The organism is Chryseobacterium sp. CFS15 (genome assembly GCF_031118795.1).
Taxonomy (GTDB): domain Bacteria; phylum Bacteroidota; class Bacteroidia; order Flavobacteriales; family Weeksellaceae; genus Chryseobacterium; species Chryseobacterium indoltheticum.
The window spans coordinates 125,519-147,367 of record NZ_JAVHYL010000012.1; the positions used below are offsets into that span (position 1 = coordinate 125,519).

The 21,849-nt window shown below is 34.2% G+C and carries 27 protein-coding genes; 11 read left to right on the plus strand and 16 right to left on the minus strand.

Annotation, left to right across the window (positions count from 1 at the left end; all coding sequences use genetic code 11):
- Window positions 1-52 precede the first annotated feature (52 nt).
- Complete coding sequence (locus OH814_RS17470; protein WP_308829047.1) at window positions 53-1,603, plus strand: BspA family leucine-rich repeat surface protein; 1,551 nt, start codon at window positions 53-55, stop codon at window positions 1,601-1,603.
- Between the two features lie 100 nt (window positions 1,604-1,703).
- Here OH814_RS17470 and purE read toward each other — a convergent pair whose 3' ends face one another.
- Window positions 1,704-2,207, minus strand: a complete 504-nt coding sequence (purE, locus tag OH814_RS17475) for a 5-(carboxyamino)imidazole ribonucleotide mutase (protein WP_076561885.1) — start codon at window positions 2,205-2,207, stop codon at window positions 1,704-1,706.
- Between the two features lie 177 nt (window positions 2,208-2,384).
- Between purE and OH814_RS17480 the strand changes: the two genes are divergently transcribed.
- Both OH814_RS17480 and OH814_RS17485 read left to right on the plus strand, forming a co-directional pair.
- The gene (locus tag OH814_RS17480; protein WP_308829068.1) at window positions 2,385-3,296 is read left to right on the plus strand and encodes an EamA family transporter; all 912 of its coding nucleotides are present in this window, start codon (window positions 2,385-2,387) and stop codon (window positions 3,294-3,296) included.
- Window positions 3,297-3,388: 92 nt separating this feature from the next.
- Window positions 3,389-3,742 carry a hypothetical protein gene (locus OH814_RS17485; RefSeq protein WP_308829048.1) on the plus strand — a complete coding sequence of 118 codons (354 nt, stop codon included), beginning with the start codon at window positions 3,389-3,391 and terminating at the stop codon, window positions 3,740-3,742.
- A gap of 42 nt (window positions 3,743-3,784) precedes the next feature.
- Here the strand turns inward: OH814_RS17485 and OH814_RS17490 are convergent, their stop codons facing one another.
- Both OH814_RS17490 and OH814_RS17495 read right to left on the minus strand, forming a co-directional pair.
- A complete protein-coding gene (locus OH814_RS17490) occupies window positions 3,785-4,894 on the minus strand; it encodes a 5-(carboxyamino)imidazole ribonucleotide synthase (protein WP_308829049.1) in 1,110 nt (369 codons plus the stop codon).
- A gap of 167 nt (window positions 4,895-5,061) precedes the next feature.
- Complete coding sequence (locus OH814_RS17495) at window positions 5,062-5,610, minus strand: DUF1543 domain-containing protein (protein ID WP_308829050.1); 549 nt, start codon at window positions 5,608-5,610, stop codon at window positions 5,062-5,064.
- A gap of 87 nt (window positions 5,611-5,697) precedes the next feature.
- On the opposite strand from OH814_RS17495, the gene OH814_RS17500 reads away from it, so the two are divergent.
- A complete protein-coding gene (locus OH814_RS17500) occupies window positions 5,698-6,528 on the plus strand; it encodes a sulfite exporter TauE/SafE family protein (RefSeq protein ID WP_076561814.1) in 831 nt (276 codons plus the stop codon).
- On the plus strand, window positions 6,525-6,908 hold the full coding sequence (locus OH814_RS17505; RefSeq protein ID WP_076561815.1) for a DUF1634 domain-containing protein: 384 nt from the start codon (window positions 6,525-6,527) through the stop codon (window positions 6,906-6,908). Before OH814_RS17500 ends, OH814_RS17505 begins: the two co-directional genes overlap by 4 nt.
- Window positions 6,909-6,940: 32 nt before the next feature.
- Here the strand turns inward: OH814_RS17505 and OH814_RS17510 are convergent, their stop codons facing one another.
- Both OH814_RS17510 and OH814_RS17515 read right to left on the minus strand, forming a co-directional pair.
- Window positions 6,941-7,318 (minus strand): VOC family protein, encoded by a 378-nt coding sequence (locus OH814_RS17510; RefSeq protein WP_308829051.1) that lies wholly within the window; start codon window positions 7,316-7,318, stop codon window positions 6,941-6,943.
- 6 nt (window positions 7,319-7,324) lie between these two features.
- Complete coding sequence (locus OH814_RS17515) at window positions 7,325-7,762, minus strand: nuclear transport factor 2 family protein (protein ID WP_076561817.1); 438 nt, start codon at window positions 7,760-7,762, stop codon at window positions 7,325-7,327.
- Window positions 7,763-7,878: 116 nt separating this feature from the next.
- On the opposite strand from OH814_RS17515, the gene OH814_RS17520 reads away from it, so the two are divergent.
- Entirely contained in the window at window positions 7,879-8,961 is a 1,083-nt protein-coding gene (locus OH814_RS17520) for an endonuclease/exonuclease/phosphatase family protein (RefSeq protein WP_308829052.1), read from the plus strand.
- A 253-nt stretch (window positions 8,962-9,214) separates the two neighbouring features.
- Here the strand turns inward: OH814_RS17520 and OH814_RS17525 are convergent, their stop codons facing one another.
- A complete protein-coding gene (locus tag OH814_RS17525; protein ID WP_308829053.1) occupies window positions 9,215-9,913 on the minus strand; it encodes a phosphatase PAP2 family protein in 699 nt (232 codons plus the stop codon).
- A 190-nt stretch (window positions 9,914-10,103) separates the two neighbouring features.
- Here OH814_RS17525 and OH814_RS17530 point away from each other — a divergent pair, with 190 nt between their 5' ends.
- Complete coding sequence (locus tag OH814_RS17530) at window positions 10,104-10,526, plus strand: hypothetical protein (RefSeq protein WP_308829054.1); 423 nt, start codon at window positions 10,104-10,106, stop codon at window positions 10,524-10,526.
- Between the two features lie 47 nt (window positions 10,527-10,573).
- On the opposite strand, the gene OH814_RS17535 is transcribed toward OH814_RS17530, so the two are convergent.
- From OH814_RS17535 to OH814_RS17575, 9 genes are all read right to left on the minus strand, one after another.
- The gene (locus OH814_RS17535; protein ID WP_308829055.1) at window positions 10,574-10,720 is read right to left on the minus strand and encodes a hypothetical protein; all 147 of its coding nucleotides are present in this window, start codon (window positions 10,718-10,720) and stop codon (window positions 10,574-10,576) included.
- A gap of 16 nt (window positions 10,721-10,736) precedes the next feature.
- Complete coding sequence (locus tag OH814_RS17540; RefSeq protein ID WP_374990586.1) at window positions 10,737-11,792, minus strand: diphosphomevalonate/mevalonate 3,5-bisphosphate decarboxylase family protein; 1,056 nt, start codon at window positions 11,790-11,792, stop codon at window positions 10,737-10,739.
- 64 nt (window positions 11,793-11,856) lie between these two features.
- Window positions 11,857-13,629, minus strand: coding sequence for a long-chain fatty acid--CoA ligase (locus OH814_RS17545; protein WP_308829057.1), 1,773 nt, complete (start codon window positions 13,627-13,629; stop codon window positions 11,857-11,859).
- Window positions 13,629-14,645: an NAD-dependent epimerase/dehydratase family protein gene (locus OH814_RS17550; RefSeq protein WP_308829058.1), complete on the minus strand. Its 1,017-nt coding sequence runs from the start codon at window positions 14,643-14,645 to the stop codon at window positions 13,629-13,631. Before OH814_RS17550 ends, OH814_RS17545 begins: the two co-directional genes overlap by 1 nt.
- Window positions 14,646-15,049: 404 nt before the next feature.
- Window positions 15,050-15,838, minus strand: a complete 789-nt coding sequence (locus OH814_RS17555) for an alpha/beta fold hydrolase (protein ID WP_308829059.1) — start codon at window positions 15,836-15,838, stop codon at window positions 15,050-15,052.
- 97 nt (window positions 15,839-15,935) lie between these two features.
- Entirely contained in the window at window positions 15,936-16,658 is a 723-nt protein-coding gene (locus OH814_RS17560; RefSeq protein ID WP_308829060.1) for a pyridoxine 5'-phosphate synthase, read from the minus strand.
- Window positions 16,659-16,788: 130 nt separating this feature from the next.
- Window positions 16,789-17,010, minus strand: coding sequence for a hypothetical protein (locus OH814_RS17565; protein ID WP_076561826.1), 222 nt, complete (start codon window positions 17,008-17,010; stop codon window positions 16,789-16,791).
- A 10-nt stretch (window positions 17,011-17,020) separates the two neighbouring features.
- Window positions 17,021-17,356: a DUF2085 domain-containing protein gene (locus OH814_RS17570; protein WP_076561827.1), complete on the minus strand. Its 336-nt coding sequence runs from the start codon at window positions 17,354-17,356 to the stop codon at window positions 17,021-17,023.
- A gap of 23 nt (window positions 17,357-17,379) precedes the next feature.
- Window positions 17,380-18,645 (minus strand): mechanosensitive ion channel family protein, encoded by a 1,266-nt coding sequence (locus OH814_RS17575; RefSeq protein ID WP_279194906.1) that lies wholly within the window; start codon window positions 18,643-18,645, stop codon window positions 17,380-17,382.
- 169 nt (window positions 18,646-18,814) lie between these two features.
- Here OH814_RS17575 and OH814_RS17580 point away from each other — a divergent pair, with 169 nt between their 5' ends.
- The 4 genes from OH814_RS17580 to OH814_RS17595 all read left to right on the plus strand — a co-directional run bounded on the left by OH814_RS17580 (window position 18,815) and on the right by OH814_RS17595 (window position 21,031).
- Window positions 18,815-19,249 (plus strand): carboxypeptidase-like regulatory domain-containing protein, encoded by a 435-nt coding sequence (locus OH814_RS17580; RefSeq protein ID WP_308829061.1) that lies wholly within the window; start codon window positions 18,815-18,817, stop codon window positions 19,247-19,249.
- Window positions 19,250-19,350: 101 nt separating this feature from the next.
- A complete protein-coding gene (locus OH814_RS17585) occupies window positions 19,351-19,992 on the plus strand; it encodes a hypothetical protein (RefSeq protein WP_308829062.1) in 642 nt (213 codons plus the stop codon).
- Between the two features lie 61 nt (window positions 19,993-20,053).
- Complete coding sequence (locus OH814_RS17590; protein ID WP_123885842.1) at window positions 20,054-20,545, plus strand: DUF456 domain-containing protein; 492 nt, start codon at window positions 20,054-20,056, stop codon at window positions 20,543-20,545.
- Between the two features lie 6 nt (window positions 20,546-20,551).
- Window positions 20,552-21,031, plus strand: coding sequence for a hypothetical protein (locus OH814_RS17595; RefSeq protein WP_308829063.1), 480 nt, complete (start codon window positions 20,552-20,554; stop codon window positions 21,029-21,031).
- A gap of 15 nt (window positions 21,032-21,046) precedes the next feature.
- On the opposite strand, the gene OH814_RS17600 is transcribed toward OH814_RS17595, so the two are convergent.
- Window positions 21,047-21,688: a uracil-DNA glycosylase gene (locus OH814_RS17600; RefSeq protein ID WP_308829064.1), complete on the minus strand. Its 642-nt coding sequence runs from the start codon at window positions 21,686-21,688 to the stop codon at window positions 21,047-21,049.
- Window positions 21,689-21,849 lie beyond the last annotated feature (161 nt).

A 21,849-nucleotide genomic window follows, 5' to 3' on the forward strand; every position in this document is an offset into this window, starting at 1 on the left:
AAATTTGGTGAGTTTTTTTATTTTACATATATTTATTTCACAAAATACTGATATGTTTAAAAAACTTTTACCATTTATTTTATTACTCACTTTTCATTTCCTGCAATCGCAGAACGAATTTATTACCATTTGGAAACCTCCTACCGCGCCTAATATGGATTTCACCGTTGTAGCACCCTACCAGGTTGGAGCCAATCAGATATGGTTTCCCGGCGTAGGACAAAATTATACGATCAGTTGGGAAGAAGTAGGTTACCCGCAACACAACGGTACAATGCCTAATGTAACTTCTACTACTCAGATTTTAATTGACTTCGGAACAGCTTTAAATCCTTTATCGAATGATGTAAAATACAGAGTAAAAGTTAGCAATGGCAATGGCAGCTTCAACCAGATAAAGTTTGGATTGATGTATCCCAGTACAGCTTCATACCAATTTCCGATGTTCCAAAATCTTGGGAGTATTGAAAGAATACTTGAAGTAGAGCAATGGGGAAATATTCAGTGGACATCAATGTACAGTGCATTTGCAAATTGTGAACACTTAAAAATCACAGCAACAGATTTACCCAATTTTAATAATGTTACAGATGTCTCTTATATGTTTTATAAAATTCCTAATCTCGTTGCACATGCATCAATGGGAAATTGGAACATGTCAACAATTAAAAATTTTCAGGCAATGTTTGGAGGCTCCTCGGGCGATCTAATTACTGATACATTTAATGCACCTATATATTCTTGGAATATCTCTTCCGCAGAAAACCTCAGCCATATGTTTGAGGGAAGATTCGCATTCAACCAGAATATCAATAATTGGAATACCACCAATGTTAAAAACATGAGCTATATGTTTGCCGGCTGTGAGGCTTTTAACCAACCTCTAAATAACTGGAATACTTCTAACGTTACAAACATGTCGAATATGTTTCAGAGTAGTAATTTTAATCAACCAATTAACAGCTGGAATACATCTAAAGTAACAGATATTTCCGGTATGTTTCATGATGCAGATTATTTTAACCAACCTCTTGTTTCCTGGAACACCAATAAACTTGAAAATATGAACAGTGCATTTGTGGGAGCAGACAGTTTTGATCAAAGCCTCGGAAGCTGGGATTTAAGCTCGCTTACGAATGCGACTCTTGCTATTAGCGGAACGGCAATGAGCTGCATTAATTACAGCAACACTCTTACAGGATGGGCACTAAACCCCAATACAGCCAACAATATTTCGTTGGGTCCGTTGCTTATGCTTTCCTATTCTCCAGATGTCATTACAGACAGAAATACACTAATCAGTAAAGGCTGGCAAATTTTCGGAGACACCTTAGGAACCTGCGTAACAAAAGAAGGTCTTGGAACTTCAGAAACAGTTTCTTTAAAATCTTCTGTTTATCCAAATCCTGCGCATCACATTATTTATTTAAAAAATATGTCTGCTGCAACAAACTTTATCATAACAGATCTGAGTAGTAGAATAATGATGAAAGATATAATAAAAGAAGATTTTATCAATATTCAAAACCTTACTTCTGGAACTTACATTTTACAAATCATTACAAAAGAAAAAACAGAATCTTTCAAATTCATCAAAAAATAAGAAAAGCCTCACAGAAATGTGGGGCTTTTCTATTTATAAAAAAGAATTAATCAATTTTCACGGAATCAAAAACTCACAATTGACAATTCATTATTCACTCTTAATTATCATATTGGTTAGGATGCTTTGCTTTAATATCATCCACGGTACCCAAAACTTTATCTTTCAAAGTATCTTGGTAAACCTGTAGTTTTTCTGCAATTTCTTCATTTCCGCTTCCTAAAATTTTAGCCGCTAAAATCCCGGCATTCAGTGCGCCGTTTAATGCAACGGTAGCTACAGGAATTCCGCCCGGCATTTGTAAAATAGACAAAACAGAATCCCAGCCATCAATAGAATTGCTGGAAAGTATAGGAACTCCGATTACCGGTAAAGTAGTACAGCTTGCAACCATTCCGGGAAGGTGAGCAGCTCCGCCCGCTCCGGCAATAATTACCTTCAACCCTCTTTCTTTTGCAGTTTTTGCATAATCAAACATTCTTTCTGGAGTTCTGTGAGCCGAAACCACGGTCAGTTCGTAAGGAATGTCTAAACTTTTCAAAAAATTAGCCGCTAATTCCATAATCGGTAAGTCACTCTGACTTCCCATAATAATTCCTACCATTTTTTCAATTTTATTAGATTTCAAAGATAAGGATTTTAAAAAAGTGAATGTGAATTCTGTCATTTGTAATTTTATTTATTCTGCGGGTTAAAGCTAAAAAATAACTTTTTGAGCATTAAAAGAGCGGGAATTTCCGGCTCATTATTTTTATATTTGCATACGAATCACATTTTAATTTTGAGAAATTACAAACTTACTTTAGCCATCCTCACTGTAGCCGTTGTTTGGGGAACTACTTTTTTATCTATTCGTGTGGCTGTAGAGACCATTCCCGCATGGTTTGTAGCGGGAATCCGTCAGTTTTTAGCCGCAATTATAATGATGGTGATCCTTTTTTACAGAAAAGAATTCAAATGGATTGGCTGGAAAAACCTAGGCTACCAAATTGTTTTTTCAACCTTAATGCTTGTTATCGCCAATGGTATGACCACGGTTGCTGAGGAAACCGTCACCAGCAGTCTGGCTTCATTAGTGAGTGCCTGCTCACCCATCGTCGTATTTCTAGGAAGTGTGGCGATCGGGTTACAGAAATTTAGTTTTCGCGCTTTAGTAGGGATAATATTGTGCTTCAGTGGTATTCTTTTTATATTTTGGGATGGCTTGAATGACCTTTCAAATCCTGATTATCTGGTAGGTGTCATCTTTCTTTTTATCGCAATTTTAGGATGGGCATCGGGAACTATTTTCACAAAAAAACTGAATATTCAAAGTAAAAACATAACCCTTAATCTTTTTTATCAATTTCTTTTTGCTGGAATAGTACAGTTGTGTTTTGCATTTCTATTTTCAGACGCCTATCAATTTGAAAACTGGAGTATAAAAAGTATTTCTGCAATGCTTTATTTATCTATTTTCGGTTCTGTGGCTGCTTTTTTTGCTTTTCATTATGCGTTAACAAGAGTATCTCCGGTTCAGGTTTCAATTTTAGCGTATATCAACACGATAATTTCAATATTCTTAAGCTGGCTGATTTTGGATGAAACGATTTCTGCTAAATTTATCATCGCAGCGATCTTGATTATCGTCGGGGTTTTTATCATTAATTATAATAAAGAGCTTTTTAAGAGAAAGAAAATAGAAATTGAATAATGAGAAAATATCTGCCATTTTTAAGCAAAGATTTAATCATAAAAACCTAAAACACGAAAGCTTATTAACTAATATTGTATTTTACCTTAAGTATGAAAAAAACACTCATCATCTCCATATCAGTAATCGCTCTAATCATTTTATCAATTACCATTTATTGGAAACTTCCTATTGAAATCACCAGAAAATCTGATATTAAATCGGGAAATAAAATAGTTGAGAATATTGAGAATTACCGAAAAAACAGTTACAAACTTCCTGAAGTTAACGATTGGCAAACTTTAGAGCAATTGGGATTACAAAAAGATAATCCTGAAAAACCGGTTTACAACAAGGATGAGACAGGAAATTACGAACTGGTCTATGATGACGGTTTAGGCGGTCCTTATTTATTATGGAATTCAACGGAGAAAAAATGGACGATTGATCAGCCGAAAATCAAATAAAAAAGACTGCTTTTGGGCAGTCTTTTCAATATATTTTAAACGTTAAGCAATCACTCTTACCATCGCTTTTACCTGTATCAATTTCTCCATCAATTCTTCTCTGGATTCTGCCAAAACATTGATGTGTCCCATTTTTCTTCCGGGTTTGGTTTCTGTTTTTCCGTAAAGGTGAATGTAGGTTTCCGGAAGTTTTAAAACGTCTTCCATTCCTTCATAAATTACTTTTCCTGAAAAGCCTTCTGCTCCGACTAAATTCAGCATTCCGCTGTAAATAACGGCATCTGTATCAGCTAAAGGAAGATTTTTTACCACGCGATACATCTGTTCGAATTGCGAATTGGCATTTCCTTCCTGACTTTGATGTCCTGAATTGTGAAGCCTCGGAGCCGTTTCATTGACCCAAACTTTTCCTTCTTTATCTAAAAATAATTCAATCGCAAAAAGTCCCGGAGAATTAACGGCATTCAGGAATTTCTCAGTAATTGAATCGATTTGATCTTCAATTTCTTCACTCAAAAAAACCGGACAAATATTAAAATCAAGCAAATTCAACTTCGGATCTGCAACCATTTCCGTTACAGGAAAAATTTGAGTTTCTCCGTTTTCGTTTTTAGCAACAATTACCGAAAGTTCTTTGTCGATATCAACCAGTTTTTCAAGAACAGAATCCTGTATCCAAAGATTTTTCATGTCTTCATTGGTACGAATAACCTGAACTCCTTTTCCGTCGTAACCGCCTGTATTCATTTTCTGTACAAAAGGAAGTGGTATTTTTATTTCATCTGAACTTCCATCCATAATTTCAAAGTCCGGACTTGGAATATCATGAGCCTTATAAAATTGCTTTTGAAGAATCTTTTGCTGAATGGTTTTGATGATTTGCGCATTAGGCACCACTTTCACCCCTTGTTTTTCGAGTTCAGCCAAAGCATCTGCATTTACATGCTCGATTTCGATTGTTACAACATCTTTATCTTTCCCGAAATTCAAAACTGTTTCATAATCATTGAAACTTCCTTGCGTAAAATGCGAAATATTATGACAAGGCGCATCTGATGCCGGATCTAAAGTGTAAAATTCATCATCATACTTCAGCGCTTCCTGAATCAACATTCTGCCGAGCTGTCCGCCTCCCAAAATTCCTATTTTCATTTTTACTTTTATTTTTTCTATTAGATTTAATTTTTTCTAAATTTTTAAACATCCAAATTGTCATTCCGACGAAGGAGGAATCTCTACACTGAATATTTGAGAATCTTCACTCCACTACGTTTCATTCAGAAATCGAAGTTTCGACGAAGTCAATGACATTAGAATATCTAAATTTTATCAATTTTCAAATATCCCAATCCCATCGGATTTTCCTGATTTTCAGTATCAGACTTCATTAAAACAATCGAATATTTTTCTTTCATTTTTCCAGGAAGAATATCATTCACATTGAAAATATCGTCAATATCAACACCATGTTTATCATCGATATGACTTACCGCACCTTCAAATCCCATTGTTTTATAAAACTCGGTTTGTTTTGCTTTTTTCACGATTTCAGCCATTGAAGTTCCAACCATTAAATGTTGCTCATGAAACTCTTCAAAATAGCCTTTCTTATATCCACCTAAATTGATAAAATACAGCTGATTATCTGAAACTTCTTCTCCTTTTTCTGCAATCTTTACTTCAAAACCATCAGCAAATTTCACTTCCTGATAACAGTCGAGATGAATTTTCCCATCAGCTTCTTTCCAGAACTCTTTAATATCCGGAACCAAATCTTTGAGGCTTTCAGCGATCCCAAAGAAAACATCATGTTGTTCTATATTTCTGCCTTTTGGCGTTGCACCGAGGATCATATAAAATAACTTCATTTTGAATTTTATTTTTGCAAAAATACGGCAAAAAATAATCTTGGGTTAATGTTTGCCTGAAAACCGCAATAGTTTTATATTTGTACCATGTCGGAGATCATTATTCTTTTTCTTGGCGCTATCTCGGCCGGTCTTTTAGGTTCACTTACCGGTTTGGGAGGAGGAGTTATCATTATCCCTTTATTAACGCTTGGTTTTGGCGTTCCTATGCATTACGCAATTGGCGCTTCACTGATTTCGGTGATCGGAACATCTTCCGGTGCGGCCGTTGCTTTCGTAAAAGAAGGTTTTACCAATATGAGGATCGGAATGTTTCTCGAGATTGCAACCACTTCAGGAGCAATTGTGGGAGCTTTAGTTTCCGGAATGCTTAATCCTAATACAATCGGGATCATCTTTGCCAGCATACTTTTGCTTACAGTTATTTTAAATCTTAAAGGAAAACCCGATCATCAGGAGCCTCTAATTAAAGGAAGCCTTGAAGATAAGCTCAAGCTCTACGGTACTTTTCCCGATAAAGGAATTGTAAAAAACTATGCCGCAAGAAATACTGTTCCCGGGTTTTTTATGATGATGTTTGCAGGCGCAATGTCGGGGCTTTTAGGAATCGGTTCAGGAGCTTTGAAAGTTTTGGCAATGGATAATATGATGAGATTACCTTTCAAGGTTTCTACAACGACCAGTAATTTTATGATTGGCGTAACTGCAGTAGCCAGTTCATTGATCTATTTTCAGAGAGGAGAAATTATTCCCGTAATTGTAGCACCCGTTTTGGTAGGTGTTGTTGTTGGAAGTTTTATAGGATCTAAAACCTTAATGGTTTCAAAAACAAAAAAACTGAAGACGTTTTTTGCCATCGTTATTACGATTCTTTCAGTGTATATGATGTATAACGGTATTAGAAGCAATTTCTCATGAGAAAAGATTTTACAGATATTGATCTTAACCGTTCTGTCGGGAATCTCCTTCGTTTGGGCGTTATTTTATCGGTTATCACTTCATTGATTGGTTTTGTAAAGCTTTTTATGGAAGGTTTCCAAATGCCCAGAAAATATAAGCTTCTCGATATGGGAACTTCTTCAGAGAAAGTCTGGAGTCATTTCTGGGAAACACTTTGCAAAGGTGACGGCATGGCCATCATTCAGTTGGGAATTCTGATGCTTATTTTCACACCGTTGATGAGAATTATTTTTGCACTTATTGGCTATCTTAAAGAGAAAGATTATGTCTACGTTGTCATTTCTTCAATTGTCTTGGCAATTATGGCGGTAAGTTTCTTTACGGGATATGCGCATTAATTATCATTGATGATTGATCAACAATAATTGATTTAATTCTCATAAAATTCCAGAGGTAAATCATCCGGATCTTGTGTAAAGAAAAACCCTTTTCCGGTAAATTCATCAATGCGTATTTCTTCGCAGTTTAAACCTTTTTGAATTAATTCTTCACGTTTTTCATTGACGTTTTCTACCGAAAATGCCAAATGTCGTAAGCCACAAGATTCAGGTCTTGAAGGTCTCTTGGGAGAGTTAGGAAAAGAAAATAACTCAATAACATAATGTTCCCCGATAGCTAAATCAAGCTTGTAAGACTGCCTTTCTTCACGGTATACTTCACGAATAATATTTAAACCTAAAACATCCGTATAAAACTTTTTTGAAACTTGGTAATCTGAGCAAATGATAGCGATATGATGAATTTTCATTTTAAATTATTTATTACAGTTTGTTCTTCTTGTATCGATTAAATATTGAATTTTCCAGACATTATTTTGTTTTACCAGCTGAAAACTATTGGCTCCGCAATGTGAGAATTTCCCTTTGTAATAAAATTCGTACGGTGTAAAAACGCTTGCCAGATTTCCGTCAACATGAATAGCTTCAAATTTAATCTTTTCGTCTGCATCATTTTTTGATAGCTTAGAGAAAGAGGATAAGAAATCTTGTAGCTTTTCTGTTTTCACTGCATCACTTTTCGTAATTGTTTGTAAAATTGCGTTATCGGCAAAGACAGATTTTATCATGACTGTATCTGCATTTTTCATGCCTGTAAAAAGATTTTCTATACTTTCTTTTATTGCATCGTTTTCTGTTTTTTGAGCAAAACAAAACGAGCTTAAAAACAACAGAACTATTAAAAATTTTTCCATGATTACGGTTTAAGGTTTAAAATTAAAAAAAATATGCTCCGACACAACTGTTTATATAAAAACTGGCACGAAATTACCTGAAAATAGCTTATTTTTATCCGTTTATTTTAAGATATATGTGGGAAACTTACCTTGTTCTAAGTATTTTATTACTGATTTTAACCGTATTGCCAAAACTTCCAAGCCCGCATTGGATTTTTCGCTTTCCCGATTTTGGTAAAATACAGATTACCTATTTTACAATTATCACTTTTGCTTTAGGATTTATTGTCGAAAAAACACAGTATTTTTGGTATATGCAAGGTTTATTATTAGCCATGATCATTTACCACGGGATCACACTAATAAAATACACTCCGCTTTACAAAGTAAAAAAACAGCCGCAGACCGATAAATCTTCAAAGAAATACCATTTTATATCTGCCAATGTCTATCAGTTTAATACAGATTTCAGTAAATTTATTCATCTCATCAAAAAAAATAAGCCTGAAATATTCTTAACGATGGAAAGCAACGGAGATTGGGAAAAAGCGTTGCAGGTTTTAGAAAAGGATTATCCGTACCAACATAAAGTTACGCTTGAAAACACGTACGGAATGCATTTTTATTCTAAAATGAAAATTGAAGAATCAAAAACGCATTATTTCGTAGCGGATGATATCCCGAGTATTGAGGCACATTTAAAAACCGAAGATGGTTTTGAGTTTGTATTTTTTGGGGTTCATCCGCCACCGCCAAGTCCGACAGAAGAAGAAACTTCAAAGGAAAGAGACGGCGACATTCTAAGTGTTGCCAGAAGAGTGACCGAAATAAAAAAACCTGTAATTGTTGTAGGAGATTTCAATAATGTTGCGTGGTCTAAATCTTCCGTTTTATTCAGAAAAACAAGTCATTTGATCGATCCTAGAGTCGGGCATGCCTTTGTGTCTACATTTCATGCAAAGTACAGACTTTTTAGATTTCCTATTGATTTGATGTTTCACAGTGATGATATTTTCATTAAGGATTTAAAAACACTTGAAAATTTTGGTTCAGACCACCTTCCAGTATATTGTGAGTTTTTCATCGACCATCATAATGATGATCAGGAAGAACGTGTAGAACAGGCAGATGCTGAGGAAATAGCTGAAGCAAAGGAAATGATCGAAGAAGGCAAAGAAGAGGATGGTGAGCGCGATGCGGTAGTTACCGAAGATTGAGAATTACTTTAAAATTTATAATAGCATTTAATTATTGACTTTATCAGAATAATTTTAACAATCTGCAGGCTTTAAGGAACGATGATTTTTTAGCTTCATCAAATCAACTTGTTGATTATTCCTTGTTTCTTAATTTGATTACCGAAACTTAATTCTTTGCAGGGAAATTGATATGCAAAAAATTTTTAGAAACCGTTAAAGAAAGTTACAAAGGCAAATGAAGCTTTAATAATTCATTTTTTTAATAATGAATTTATTTCTGAACTTGAGTCGATTTCTTTTTGCTTCTCAGATAAATACTTCCTGTAAGCATCACAAAAAGAACTCCCACGATAAATCCGCCAATGACATCTGTAAACCAGTGCGCACCCAAATAAATACGTGAAACAGCTCCCAAAACAATCATTGCCAGACAGATTACTGTAATCATTATTTTCCACGAAATTTTTAAAATGCTCGAAGAGATAGCAATCACCATTAATGTTCCGAAAAAAGCAGTATAAAACAAAACATGTCCGCTGGGAAAGCTTTGATAATGTGTTTCTTCAACAATTCTTACAAAATCGGTCGTTGGTCGTGGACGGTCGATGAGCATTTTTAAAACATAACTTACGCCGCCTGATAATAGACATGATAATACAAATAATCCTTCCCTGAAATATTTAAATATCAAGAAAACCAAAGAAAATACAGTAACCATGATCGCTGCAACATAAACTGTTCCCAGCCAACTAAAACCTTTCATCAAAACATCCAAAAGCGCACTCGGATCTTCCTGCAGTTCCTGAGAAACAAGAAGATCCCAAGATTTTGGAGACGAGTCGACAACATAAAAACTCAAAAGGAGAAAAACAATGATAAAAAAAATAGAAAAACATAAAAAAAGTGTTTTTCTTCTATCTCTAAAATAGGTTGAGAAATTACTCAGAAACTCATTATTTTTAAACTCCATGTGATATGAATTTTGAATTATTTTAATTGAACATTTGTGTTTGCAAATTTGATGCAAATGCTTTCGAAATGACAAATTAATCATTTTTATTTAAATTATATTTTCTAAAAACTCATTGTAGATTTTTAATAAAATAAAGAAAGTATATTTGAAACATTAAACTTTATAATTTTTTTGAAGATCAATTATGATGAAAAAGCAGATCGCAAAAATAATAGGTTCCGGATTACTTGCCAGCTTTTTGGCAGGAACAATTTTTATGATTGGATTTTTGATCATAATTGATATGCAAACTTCAGATTATTATGAAGACGGAAGACCAAAAATGAATTGTTTTGGCGGTTTGCAATATGGGATCGCAATAGGAATTCAAATTTTGATAGCTTTGTTTAATTTACCTGCATTTCTAATTCTTTTTAAGCAAATCAGAAAAAATAAATATCTTGTATTTCTAGCATTTTTTGCCGGATACTTGCTCTATTTTACTTTAATTTTAGCAAGTTTTTCCGAATTTTCAGGTGAAGAATATGTTATCATTATTCCCTGGGTCAACTTTTTGGTGTGGATTATTTATTACTTTAAATTGAGAAGAATGATCAACAGAAATCAATGAAACTTTGCATAGACAAAAAAAGCGAACTAAAAGTCCGCTCCTATATTTTAAAAAGGCCAAAGATCTCGCCAATCCCATCCCCAATTGATTGTTCGGTTTCTTCCCCAAGTTTCAACAACCGAACCTTTATTATAACTTACATTAAGATAGAGTAATAGCAGAAAACTAATCGATAAGCAAATTAGTAAAACCATTTTTTTCTTTTTCATTCTAAAACTTCATCACATCCTTCACTACTCCACTTTTCTGGGTATGTTGTAGCAATTCAGCTTCAATAAAAGTTTTTATTTTTTCTTCTGAACCATCATTTGGAAACAGTAAGTGAACATTTGCACCGGCATCTAAAGTGAAGAATAGCGGCAAATCGGTTTCTCTTCTGAAATCCCAAATTTTATTGATCACTTCTAAAGTTCCTGTTTTCATTAAAATAAATGCAGAGTCGCTCATCATCATCATCGCATGAAGCGTCAATGCTTCATGTTCTACCAATTTGATAAAATGCTGCATATCTCCACTTTTCAAGATTTCTTTCATCGGAACAAAATTTTCTCTTGCCTCCTGAAATCTTCTTTCTGCATAAGGATTCGTATTCATCAAACCATGACCAACTGTAGAAGAAACGCTTTTTACTCCTTCATGAATCAGTAAAACCCAATCGTTAAAATCTTTGAAAATATCATGAATTTCAGAATTCGGATATTGTACGGAAAACAGATCTGAGCTTCCTTCAACCTCATCAGTTTCACCCCAAACAACCAGTCCGTTGTAAAGGCTTCTGCACGCACTCCCGCTTCCTAATCTTGCTAAAAAAGAAGCTTTTGTTAAAGATTCTTCGTCAGATTTTTTCCCTGAAAAACTTTCATCGAGTTTCATAAGACATTTTGCAATCGCTCCAAAACCTGATGCTGAACTCGCAATACCTGAACTGTGAGGAAATGTGTTTTCTGTTCTGATAATGTATTTTCCTTGTAGAATCCAAGGCAGATATTGCTCGATACTTTTAAAATATTTTTCAATTTTTTCGGCAAATTTCACTTCTTCGTTTCCTGATAGAAAAGTCTGCACAGAAAATGATTCATTTGCTACAAATTCCATCTCAGTATTTGTTTTGCAGTGATTCAATGTAAAACTGATACTCGGGTTTGCCGGAATCTGATCTTTATATTTCCCCCAATATTTAATTAAGGCAATATTTGACGGACAGCTTTCTGAAACTGTTTGTGTATGTATATTAAACTCTTTTTTTCCTAAAAATTCTTGTATTATCATCGTTTAATTACTAAACTTTTAATTTTATATTTTTTGTATCAACCTAAATCTCAACCTCAAATTAATACATCTTTTCAATAATATCTGCATATTTTTTCAACACGATATTTCTTTTCACTTTTAAAGTCGGGGTGATTTCGCCTGAGCCAATTTCAAATTCAGAAGGCATTAAGGTAAATTTCTTCACCTTTTCAAAATCAGAAAGATGCTTTTGAAATTCGTTTACTTTTTCTTTGTAAAAATCCTGTATTTCTTTCTTATTTACAATTTCTTCCCAATTGGTAAACGGAATATTATTTTTCTTAAGATAACTTTCTAAAAACTCAAAATTTGGTACAATTAAGGCTGAAACAAATTGTTTTCCTTCTGCAATCAAAACAATCTGCTGAATAAAATTATTATTGGTCAACAAATTTTCAATCATTTGCGGGGCAATATATTTTCCATTGGATGTTTTCATCAGATCTTTGATTCTGTCGGTAATAAACAGATTTCCTTTTTCATCAAACTTTCCGGCATCACCGGTTTTGAACCAGCCATCCTGAGTAAAAACCTTTTCGGTTTCTTCAGGTTTGTTGTAATAACCTTTCATAATTCCGTTTCCTTTTGCCTGAATTTCATCCTGTTCTCCAATACGAATTTCAACGCCTGGCAAAGGTTTTCCACAGCTTCCATGTTCAAAATTTGTGAACGGAAAAGCTGTTAAAGTCGCAGTAGTTTCCGTAAGGCCGTAACCAACGGTAAGATGAATGTTCACCGACTCAAAAAACTGGGTAACTTCCGGTGACAAGGAAGCGCCTCCGCAAGGCATAAACCAAAGTCGGCCGCCCATTTTTTCTTTAATTTTACTGTAAACCAGCAATTCGGCAAATGTTTCTTTTATTTTTAAACCGAACGGAATTTGTTTTTCCGTTCTTCTCAATTCTCGTGTTTGTTTACCAGTTTCTAAGGCCCAATTGAAGATTTTCTTTTTTAATGACGAACCTTCTTCTGCTTTTTCTAAAACCCCGGCATATACCTTCTGAAAAAATCTCGGAACAGCGCACATCATCGTTGGCTTTACCTCTTCCAAAGCTTTCGCTATACTTTTCGGATCTTCTAAAAAATAGACTCTTGCTCCGCCATACAGACAAAGCAAACTCCAGCTTCTTTCGAAAACGTGGGTTAAAGGTAAAAACGCTAATGAAAGCTCTTCTTCAAAATTTTTAAATTTAAAAAACTCAAAATGAGCATCAAATGCTTTAGTGAAATTTCCATGTGTTAACATCACTCCTTTTGGAGTTCCCGTGGTGCCTGAAGTATAAATAATGGTGGCTAAATCATCATCATTTTTAGAAATAATGTCAAGTTCCGGAGAAGATTTGGCAATAAAGTCTTCAAGGTAAAAACTGCTGAATTCTTTCTTAATCCAGACTGCTTTTTTAGAAACAATAATTGTTTTAAGATAATTATCTGCGTCTTCTTTTTTCAAAATCTCAAGGCATCCGTCATATTGTACCTGATCTCCGACCAAAACAATTTTTGCACTTGAATCTTTCAGTATAAATTCTGCCTGTTCTGCATTATTGGTAGAATAAATAGGAACTGTAATCGCACCAATTGACATGGCTGCCAAATCGAAAATCATCCATTCTGCAGAATTTTCGGCATAGATCGCTACTTTATCATTTTCCCCAACACCCGAATCTTTTAGCGCATTGGCCGTTTTATAAACAATTTCGCCAAACTTTTTCCAGCTCAATTCTTTCCAGCCTTCCTTCTTTTTGAAACCGACTGCCGATTTTAAAGGGTGCTTTTCTATATTTTTTTTAATAATTGCCTCTGCAAGATTCATTATTTTTTGTTCAGCTTTTTGTCGTTAATATAATTGTTGAGATGAAAATCGATGCTTTCATGTACCGGAATAAACTTGAAATCTAAGGTATCCTTAATTTTTTGATTAGAGATCACATTAAGAGACGAAACCGCCTCAATATTTGATTTTGTAGCCATTTTCAGTTGAGGAAAAATCCACCCGAAAAGTAAATTGGCAATTCTACCGATTTTCAAGGTACTTTTAGAAAGAATTTTAGCATCTTTCAAGCCTAATTTTGTTCTGATCTGTTTTCCAAGATCAGCGTATTTTTTACTTTCTGATACGAGAATAAAACGTTCTCCGAAAGCATTATTTTCCATTAACTTAATTGAAATTTCAGCCACATCTCTTACGTCAACATAACTTGTTCCGCCAGAGAAAGTAAAACTATTATTCTCAAAGGTCGGGAAAATATCTCCGCTGCTTTTCCCCCAGTTTCCGGTTCCGATGATCATTCCGGGATTGATGATTATCGTGTTTAAGCCTTCTGCAGAAGCTCTCCAGATTTCCATTTCAGAAAGATGCTTTGAAATAGCATAAGCAGAATGCTCTTCTTTAGGATTAAAATCTGAACTTTCGTCGAGCTCACCTTTTTCATTAAATGAATCCAACACAGCAATGGAACTGACGTGAAGAAATTTTTCTACTGTCGAGTTTTCACAGGCAAAAAGAAGATTTTCGGTAGCCTTAATATTCGTATGATACATTTCTTTCTCATCTTTCGGATGAAAACTTACTTTTGCAGCACAGTGATACACTTCGGTAATATCTTTTAAGGCAGATTCAACAGCATTAATATCATCAAAATCGACATCAATCCATTCGATTTTATTGAAAAAATCATCAGGCTTTTCGGTATAAAACTGATAAGAATGTTTTACTTCGTTGATGTTGCTTGAAGGTCTTTTTGCAGCACGTACTTTTCTACCTTTTTTCAAAAGTTCCAAAACAATGACTCTGCCTAAAATTCCTGTTGCTCCTGTTACAAAAACCATGAATTTACTTCTAATTGATGACCTGCTAAAATTAGTCGATTTTAAATTTTTTAAAAAATAATTTAAGCGTAATTCAGCTTAAAAACGATTTATGCAAATTTGCAACTTTTTCAGCCAAAATTCATTAGATTTTTATAATTATTAAGATTAAATAGGGTCATAAAAAAAGGAAACCTACGTGCTAAGTTTCCTTTCTTATATAAATTTGCTAAGTATGAATTATTTACTAAATTCAAGTTAATAACTCAAATATTCATCTATAAATTAAGATTATTTTTCAAATAATCTGACATAAACCAATATATTTATCAACTTGACAAAACTAATTTACAATAAAATAATTCACAATATTTAAAAATAAAATATTTGGGAAAAATTTAACAGTACTTAAAATGACTGTTTAATTATTTAATTTGTAAAAAGTCTTTTACTGCGATTGAAAAATCAACAGGATTATCTGCCTGAACCCAATGCGCTGCATTTTTAATTTTCACAAACTGAGCTTTTGGAAACTGCTGTTTGATTGAAAATTCATCCTGTGGCAAGATGTAATTAGATTTTTCGCCAGCAATAAATAAAGCTTCGCCTTGAAAAACTCCGTATTTAATCGCATTAGAAACAAATTCGTTGTATTTCTCAGAAAGTGTTTTCAGATTAAATCTCCAGTTGAGTTTTTTACTATCACCGGATTCTTCCCAATACAGATTTTTAGCTAAAAACTGAATCGTCGATTTCTCCGGAATATATTGCGTTAAAACTGCTTCAACTTCATTTCTGGAAGCAACCGTATTAAAATCTACTGTTTCCAACGCTTTGATAATTCCCTGGTGATGCGGCGGATAAGCTTTTTGAGAAATATCTACAACAATTAATTTATCTACTTTTTCAGGATAATTGATTGCGAACTGCATTACTGCTTTTCCACCCAAAGAATGTCCTAAAACGTGGGCTTTCTCTATTCCGTAATGCGTCATATAATTGGCAATATCATCCGCCAGATCATCATGCGACATGTTTTCAGAGTGAAAACTTCTGCCGTGATTTCTTAAATCTATCAAATGAACAGTCAAAAACTCGCCCAATTCTTTTCCGAAACTTCCCCAATTATCAAGCATTCCAAACAAACCGTGAAATACCAAAAGCGGTGTTGACGATATATTTTCGCCAAATATTTTTGAATGTAAAATTTCCATATATAAAATTTTTTAAGGAGGAAGTTGGATGATGGAGGCAGGAAGTTATTAAAAGTGTATAATCAAACTTCCAGCTTCGAACATCCAGCTTCCAGCTTTATGCCCATTTTGCTAATCTCTTTAAATACGCCTGAACCGTATTTTCCATTCCCATATATAAAGCTTCTGAAACCAAAGCATGACCAATGGAAACTTCCAAAAGATTGGGAATATTATCTGCGAAATATTTTAAATTTTCTAAACTTAAATCGTGACCCGCATTGATTCCTAAACCAAATTCAGCAGCTTTTACAGCAGTTTCATAATATGGTTTAATAGCTTCTTCTTTATTTGTTGTATAATTTTTTGCGTACGCTTCTGTATACAGTTCAATTCTATCGGCTCCGGTTTTAGCAGCATACTCTACCAATTCAGGATCGGGATCAAGGAAGATAGACGTACGAATTCCTGCATTTTTAAATTCAGCGATAATTTCTGTTAAAAAATCAAAGTGCTTTTTGGTATCCCAACCTGCGTTTGAAGTGATTGCATCATCAGCATCAGGAACCAATGTTACCTGTTCCGGTTTTATTTCCAAAACCATGTCGATAAACTCCCGATGAGGATTTCCTTCAATATTATATTCGGTAGTTACCAAAGGTTTCAGGTCATACACATCTTTTCTTGTAATATGTCTTTCATCAGGTCTTGGATGGATGGTGATTCCGTGCGCACCAAATTCCTGAATTTTTATTGCTGCTTCAGTCACACTTGGCGTTTCGCCGCCTCTTGCATTTCTCAGCGTTGCAATTTTATTAATGTTTACACTTAGTTTTGTCATTGTATTATTCAAGTTTAAGGCTAAAAATCAGAATTTTAAGTATGATAAACTTAAACTTAAAATCTCTTACCCTCATTAATTAAAGTACAAAAATAAAAAAACCACTCGAAAGTGGCTTTATAAAAGTTTTTTAACTTCCTGTGAGCGCAAGTCTCACTACCGTGAGAACGACGTTTACCCCAAGCCCAATCAATGCTAAATTACAAGCTGATTTTGCTGCAACAGGCTCATTTTCCTTTTTAACAAAGTAAATAATTGCTCCGGCAAGTGGAATACAAAATGATAAAACCTTAAGTCCGATATGTAAATCTTCGTTGGACTTCTGTGGTAAGTTTTCTTTAAATTCTGACATAGTTTATATTTTATGATAATAGTAATTCGATAAATTTATAGGTATGATACGTTATTCGCTCGCTAAATCCGCTCATTCCTATTCCAGCTAAAATTCCGGTAGAGAAACGCAAAAAATTTGTACTTTCTCTATTTAAATAAGCCTGCGTAAGCCCATCAATCAATGTGGGAAGAATAAGAATTATACTTATAATCATTCCTATCTGATAAAACCAAAGCAAAGGAATCATTATAAAAAAGCCCAAATATATACCTGTGCATCTTGCGCACACAGGAAATTGTTTCTTTTTATAAAAAAAAGATCGCGAAGGTATTCGGTGACAATCTACCCATTCTATTTTTGTCATCTTGCTAAAGTAATAAAAAATATTTATTTTGGAAATCCTATTTGCATAATTTGAAGATCAAATTCTTTTGAAGCAACCAATAAGTGATCAAAAATATCTGCCTGAATTTCCTCAAAACGTTGCCAATTTGAATCATTAGTAAAACAATACACTTCCATTGGAAGCCCTTGCGTAGTAATTTCTAGCTGACGTACCATGATTGGATTTTCTTTATTTATTTCACGATCATTTTCGAGATATTTCTGAGCGTAGTACCTGAAAACGCCAATATTAGTGAGCTGTCTTCCGTTAATTACTTTATCTCTATGGCCAATCGATTCTTTTTCATGATTGATTTCAGAAATTTTTTCGATCAGGTAATCAGATATTAGATTGATTTCTTTTAAACGTTCAATCTCTTCAGGATTTAAAAATTTAAATGAATTGATATTAAAGAAAATAGATTTTTTAATTCTTCGGGTATTCGATTCAGACATCACCTGAAGATTTTTAATCTCGGTAGTCAGCAAATCATACGTTGGAATTGATGAAATTGTTTTATCGAAATTAGCAATTTTGGTAGTTAACAAGCTGATATCCAAAATATTTCCTTCGATACTGTATTTAGGAATGCCGATCCAGTCACCTACTTTTAAACTTTTAGAAGTTGCTACGTGAATACCGGTTACAAAACCCAAAATAGTGTCTCTGAAAACTAATACCAAAACCGCCGTAATCGCCCCTAGACTTCCTACAATTGTAGTTCCTTTGATCCCGAAAACCACGCAGATACTCACAATGCTAAACAAGAATATTCCCAGAATTTTTACAGTTTCGGAAATCGCATTGATTGCCATTACCTTGTAATAATCCTGCTGTATTGTAAAATAGTTTCTAAATGCCGTTAATGAGCGGTACAACATTCCCGCAAGGATCATAACCAACCCTAAATTTACAGATCTGATAATGAAAATTGTTGTTTGTTTTAAAGCTCCTACAAAAATAGCCTCATGCATAGAACCTACAATCGCCAAAGCTGTAAAATGAGCGACTGAATTGGTTATTTTAGATTGATAAATAGATTTTAAGATAGGAAATCGGTTTTCATTTCGGAAAAGTCGAAATACATAATTGATGATGATTTTAAAAATAAAATCCAGAAACAAAAAAATCGCCACCAGCAAACTTAGTTTCACAATGATGTGAAAGACCCAATCGAGCCCCGTAGGAGAAACCTTACTGATGTAAATGTAAAGTTGCTCGCTCATTTCCTGAAAAAAACTCTTGGTATCTTTTATTTCGTCTTTCATTGACAACAAATTTAATAAAATTAAGAGTTACTGCAACCCTAATCAAATAAGAATTTTTGATAACATTACACAAATATGACTAGCAATTACATAAAATATATTTAATAATAAAATCAAATTAACAATAAATTCATTAATTTAGTATTCTAAACCACAAAACTATAATCTTATGAAAAACTTCAACTTACTATTGATCTTCATCATTCTTTTATCATTTGGATCATGCCGATCAGATTCTGAAACACCTGCCGAAATAACAATTGATAACACTATCAAAACCGGCAAACTTACTGGAAAAGTGATGTCCCAAAATGGTACCAAACCCATCGGCGGAGCATCAGTTTTTACTTTTGATGAAAAATACAAAATCTACTACACCACTTCTGATGCAGACGGCAATTTTACCTTAGAAGCTCCAGCCGGAAATCAAACGATTCATATTCAAACCGGTGACGGTAGTAATTTCCGTACCCAAATTGCAGCTACCGTAAAAAATAATGAAACTGTAAATCTGAATGCAGACCAAACTAAACTAAATCAGGTTGCAAAAATAGCCTATGTAAAAGGAACCTATGATAAATTGAAGACATTATCCAGACTTTAGGGTATAACGCTACCGAGATCACCAATGCAGACCTTGCCAACATCAATACAATTGCTCAGTATGATATTATATTTCTGAACTGCGGTTCAAGAAATTACAGTGTGAATCAATCACTTTATCCTGCAATAGATGCCAATTTAGCTGTTTTTGTTGCCAACGGCGGAAGTATCTACGCTTCAGATTGGGATGTTTCTTATTTGGTTGGCGGAACAGACAATACCAGCAACTGTTCGCTTGCCGGAGGATTTGTTCCGGACACAAAGTTATGTTCAAAAAATACAGGAACTTCAGGAATAGTTGCAGCAACCGTAAACAATGCAGGATTATCAACAGCTTTAGGATTTAATACTGTTAATATTGATTTTGATTTAAGTTCATGGCAAAAAATCACAAATTACGATCCTGCGTATTGGGAAGTTTTAGTAAAAGAAACCTCCTCCAATAATGCTTTAATGATCAGAACCAATCATTTTACGGCAACAGGAATTCCGGCAACTCCAATTGGTAATGCTCCCAATTCTACATTTACAACCGTTTGTATTACACTTCCGGGAAATATCCAGATCAGTATTTCTGTCCCTACCATTACAGTTCCTTATCTGGTGGCTTTAGGGGCAACTGTAGGGCCTTGTTCGGGATCTACAAACAGTGGCTACATTTATTACACAAGTTTCCACAACCATGCTTCAGGAAACATTGGTAACGCAGGAGTAATTCTACAGTACGTTATTCTGAATCTATAAATCGGCTTAAAAATTGATACATAAAAAGTGGCTTTAAGTCACTTTTTTTATTAAAATAAATATGGATCATTCAATCATTACGTTTTTAAGTATTGTCTTGCTTATTCTGGGAATCTTAGGAACTTTTTTACCGGTTTTACCAGGGCTAGTCTTAAGTCTTGCCGGATTATTAATTTATAAATACGGAACAGATTCTGATCTTTCGATGATCTATATTTGGGCATTCGTTATTCTGACGCTTGCTTCGGCAGTTTTAAATTATGTAATTCCAGCAAAAACCAATAGAAAATATGGCGGAACACGCTGGGGAAGCATCGGCTCGGTTATTGGAACCATTGTCGGAATATTTCTTCCAATTCCTTTAGGATTTTTGGTAGGAATGTTTGCCGGAGTTTTTATCGGTGAACTTTTACACGACAGTAAAGACATGAATAAAGCTTTAAAATCAACAAAAGGAGCTTTCATTGGCTTTATCTACGGAACAGGATTTAGTTTAGTCGTTGGAATTGCAATGTTTTTAGTTGTAATTTTAGACATCGTTAATGTAATATAAATAGAAATGTATAAAAATATAATAGTTGGCCTAAGTTTTATTAGCTTAATAAATTGCAATGCGCAGAAAGAAGCGAAAAAACAAGCTGTAAACAATCAAACACCCGTTGTGAATACTATTCCTACCAAGAACGAAGGCAAAATTATTTACTTCAACGAGGGAGAAAATAAATTCTTGCCAGAGTTTCAAATGAATGTAACGTTCAAGAATATTGCAGAAGACAGCCGTTGTCCTCAAGGCACACAATGTGTCTGGGCGGGAGTTGCCGTTGCTAATGTAGAATTGATGAGCACCACAAGCAGACCAATGACCTTTCAATTTTCAACTACAGAAGTGAAGGGAAAAGATTATCACAAAACGCAATCATTCAACGGATATACCATTTCTTTAAAAGAAATTACACCTCATCCGACGTCAGAAAATAGTGCAAAATCGCTTTCCGGAAAATACAGAATAGGAATTGAGATCAGTAAAGAAAATAATTAAAACAACCTTACAACCTTACCAAGAGATCGCTTTCTTACCTTTTGATGCCAGATATTCGTTGATTTTCGAAAAAGGTTTACTTCCATAAAAACCTCTGTATACAGAAAAGGGCGAGGGATGCGCAGATTTTAAAATAAAATGCTTAGCCGGATTGATCAATTCGGCTTTTTTCTGTGCAAAAGCTCCCCACAAAACAAAAACTACATTTTCCTTCTTATCTGAAATTTCTTTAATGATAAAATCGGTAAACTTTTCCCAACCTAAATCTTTGTGAGAGTTCGGAGAATGAGCACGAACGGTTAACGTTGCATTCAACAACAAAACTCCCTGTTTAGCCCAATCGTCTAATTCTTTTGAAGTTCGCTCCACACCAATATCATCTTTTAATTCGGTGAAAATATTTTTAAGTGAAGGCGGTGCCGTTACCTTTTCTGAAACTGAAAAACACAAACCATTTGCCTGAAAATCGTTATGATAAGGATCCTGACCAATAATCACCACTTCCACATCTTCAAAAGCCGTTAATTCCAACGCTCTGAAAATCTGATTTTTTGGAGGGAATACTTTTGTACTTGCATATTCCTGTTTTACTTTCTCCCAAAGTTGGGTAAAATATTCGGTACTTTTTATCGGTGCTAAAACTTCTGTCCAGGTCATGATTTCAATTTAAAATTTGAGAACGGGTTAATCTTAAAATTCAATTTTTATGCTAAACTGTCATTGACTTCGTTCAATCTTAGATTTCTGAATGAAGCAAAGCGTAATAAGAATCTATTAGCAAAATTAATGATTAGAATTGAGATTCTTCCTTTGTCAGA

Coding starts and splice junctions, on each gene's coding strand:
- OH814_RS17530 (WP_308829054.1), top strand. CDS start 10,104: ATGAAAAAGCAGATCGCAAAAATAATAGGTTCCGGATTACTTGCCAGC.
- purE (WP_076561885.1), bottom strand. CDS start 2,207: ATGGTAGGAATTATTATGGGAAGTCAGAGTGACTTACCGATTATGGAA.
- OH814_RS17485 (WP_308829048.1), top strand. CDS start 3,389: ATGAAAAAAACACTCATCATCTCCATATCAGTAATCGCTCTAATCATT.
- OH814_RS17495 (WP_308829050.1), bottom strand. CDS start 5,610: ATGAAGTTATTTTATATGATCCTCGGTGCAACGCCAAAAGGCAGAAAT.
- OH814_RS17565 (WP_076561826.1), bottom strand. CDS start 17,010: ATGTCAGAATTTAAAGAAAACTTACCACAGAAGTCCAACGAAGATTTA.
- OH814_RS17590 (WP_123885842.1), top strand. CDS start 20,054: ATGGATCATTCAATCATTACGTTTTTAAGTATTGTCTTGCTTATTCTG.
- OH814_RS17595 (WP_308829063.1), top strand. CDS start 20,552: ATGTATAAAAATATAATAGTTGGCCTAAGTTTTATTAGCTTAATAAAT.
- OH814_RS17575 (WP_279194906.1), bottom strand. CDS start 18,645: ATGAAAGACGAAATAAAAGATACCAAGAGTTTTTTTCAGGAAATGAGC.
- OH814_RS17560 (WP_308829060.1), bottom strand. CDS start 16,658: ATGACAAAACTAAGTGTAAACATTAATAAAATTGCAACGCTGAGAAAT.
- OH814_RS17570 (WP_076561827.1), bottom strand. CDS start 17,356: ATGACAAAAATAGAATGGGTAGATTGTCACCGAATACCTTCGCGATCT.
- OH814_RS17545 (WP_308829057.1), bottom strand. CDS start 13,629: ATGAATCTTGCAGAGGCAATTATTAAAAAAAATATAGAAAAGCACCCT.
- OH814_RS17525 (WP_308829053.1), bottom strand. CDS start 9,913: ATGGAGTTTAAAAATAATGAGTTTCTGAGTAATTTCTCAACCTATTTT.
- OH814_RS17515 (WP_076561817.1), bottom strand. CDS start 7,762: ATGGAAAAATTTTTAATAGTTCTGTTGTTTTTAAGCTCGTTTTGTTTT.
- OH814_RS17470 (WP_308829047.1), top strand. CDS start 53: ATGTTTAAAAAACTTTTACCATTTATTTTATTACTCACTTTTCATTTC.
- OH814_RS17550 (WP_308829058.1), bottom strand. CDS start 14,645: ATGGTTTTTGTAACAGGAGCAACAGGAATTTTAGGCAGAGTCATTGTT.
- OH814_RS17520 (WP_308829052.1), top strand. CDS start 7,879: ATGTGGGAAACTTACCTTGTTCTAAGTATTTTATTACTGATTTTAACC.
- OH814_RS17510 (WP_308829051.1), bottom strand. CDS start 7,318: ATGAAAATTCATCATATCGCTATCATTTGCTCAGATTACCAAGTTTCA.
- OH814_RS17600 (WP_308829064.1), bottom strand. CDS start 21,688: ATGACCTGGACAGAAGTTTTAGCACCGATAAAAAGTACCGAATATTTT.
- OH814_RS17490 (WP_308829049.1), bottom strand. CDS start 4,894: ATGAAAATAGGAATTTTGGGAGGCGGACAGCTCGGCAGAATGTTGATT.
- OH814_RS17555 (WP_308829059.1), bottom strand. CDS start 15,838: ATGGAAATTTTACATTCAAAAATATTTGGCGAAAATATATCGTCAACA.
- OH814_RS17535 (WP_308829055.1), bottom strand. CDS start 10,720: ATGGTTTTACTAATTTGCTTATCGATTAGTTTTCTGCTATTACTCTAT.
- OH814_RS17580 (WP_308829061.1), top strand. CDS start 18,815: ATGAAAAACTTCAACTTACTATTGATCTTCATCATTCTTTTATCATTT.
- OH814_RS17505 (WP_076561815.1), top strand. CDS start 6,525: ATGAGAAAAGATTTTACAGATATTGATCTTAACCGTTCTGTCGGGAAT.
- OH814_RS17500 (WP_076561814.1), top strand. CDS start 5,698: ATGTCGGAGATCATTATTCTTTTTCTTGGCGCTATCTCGGCCGGTCTT.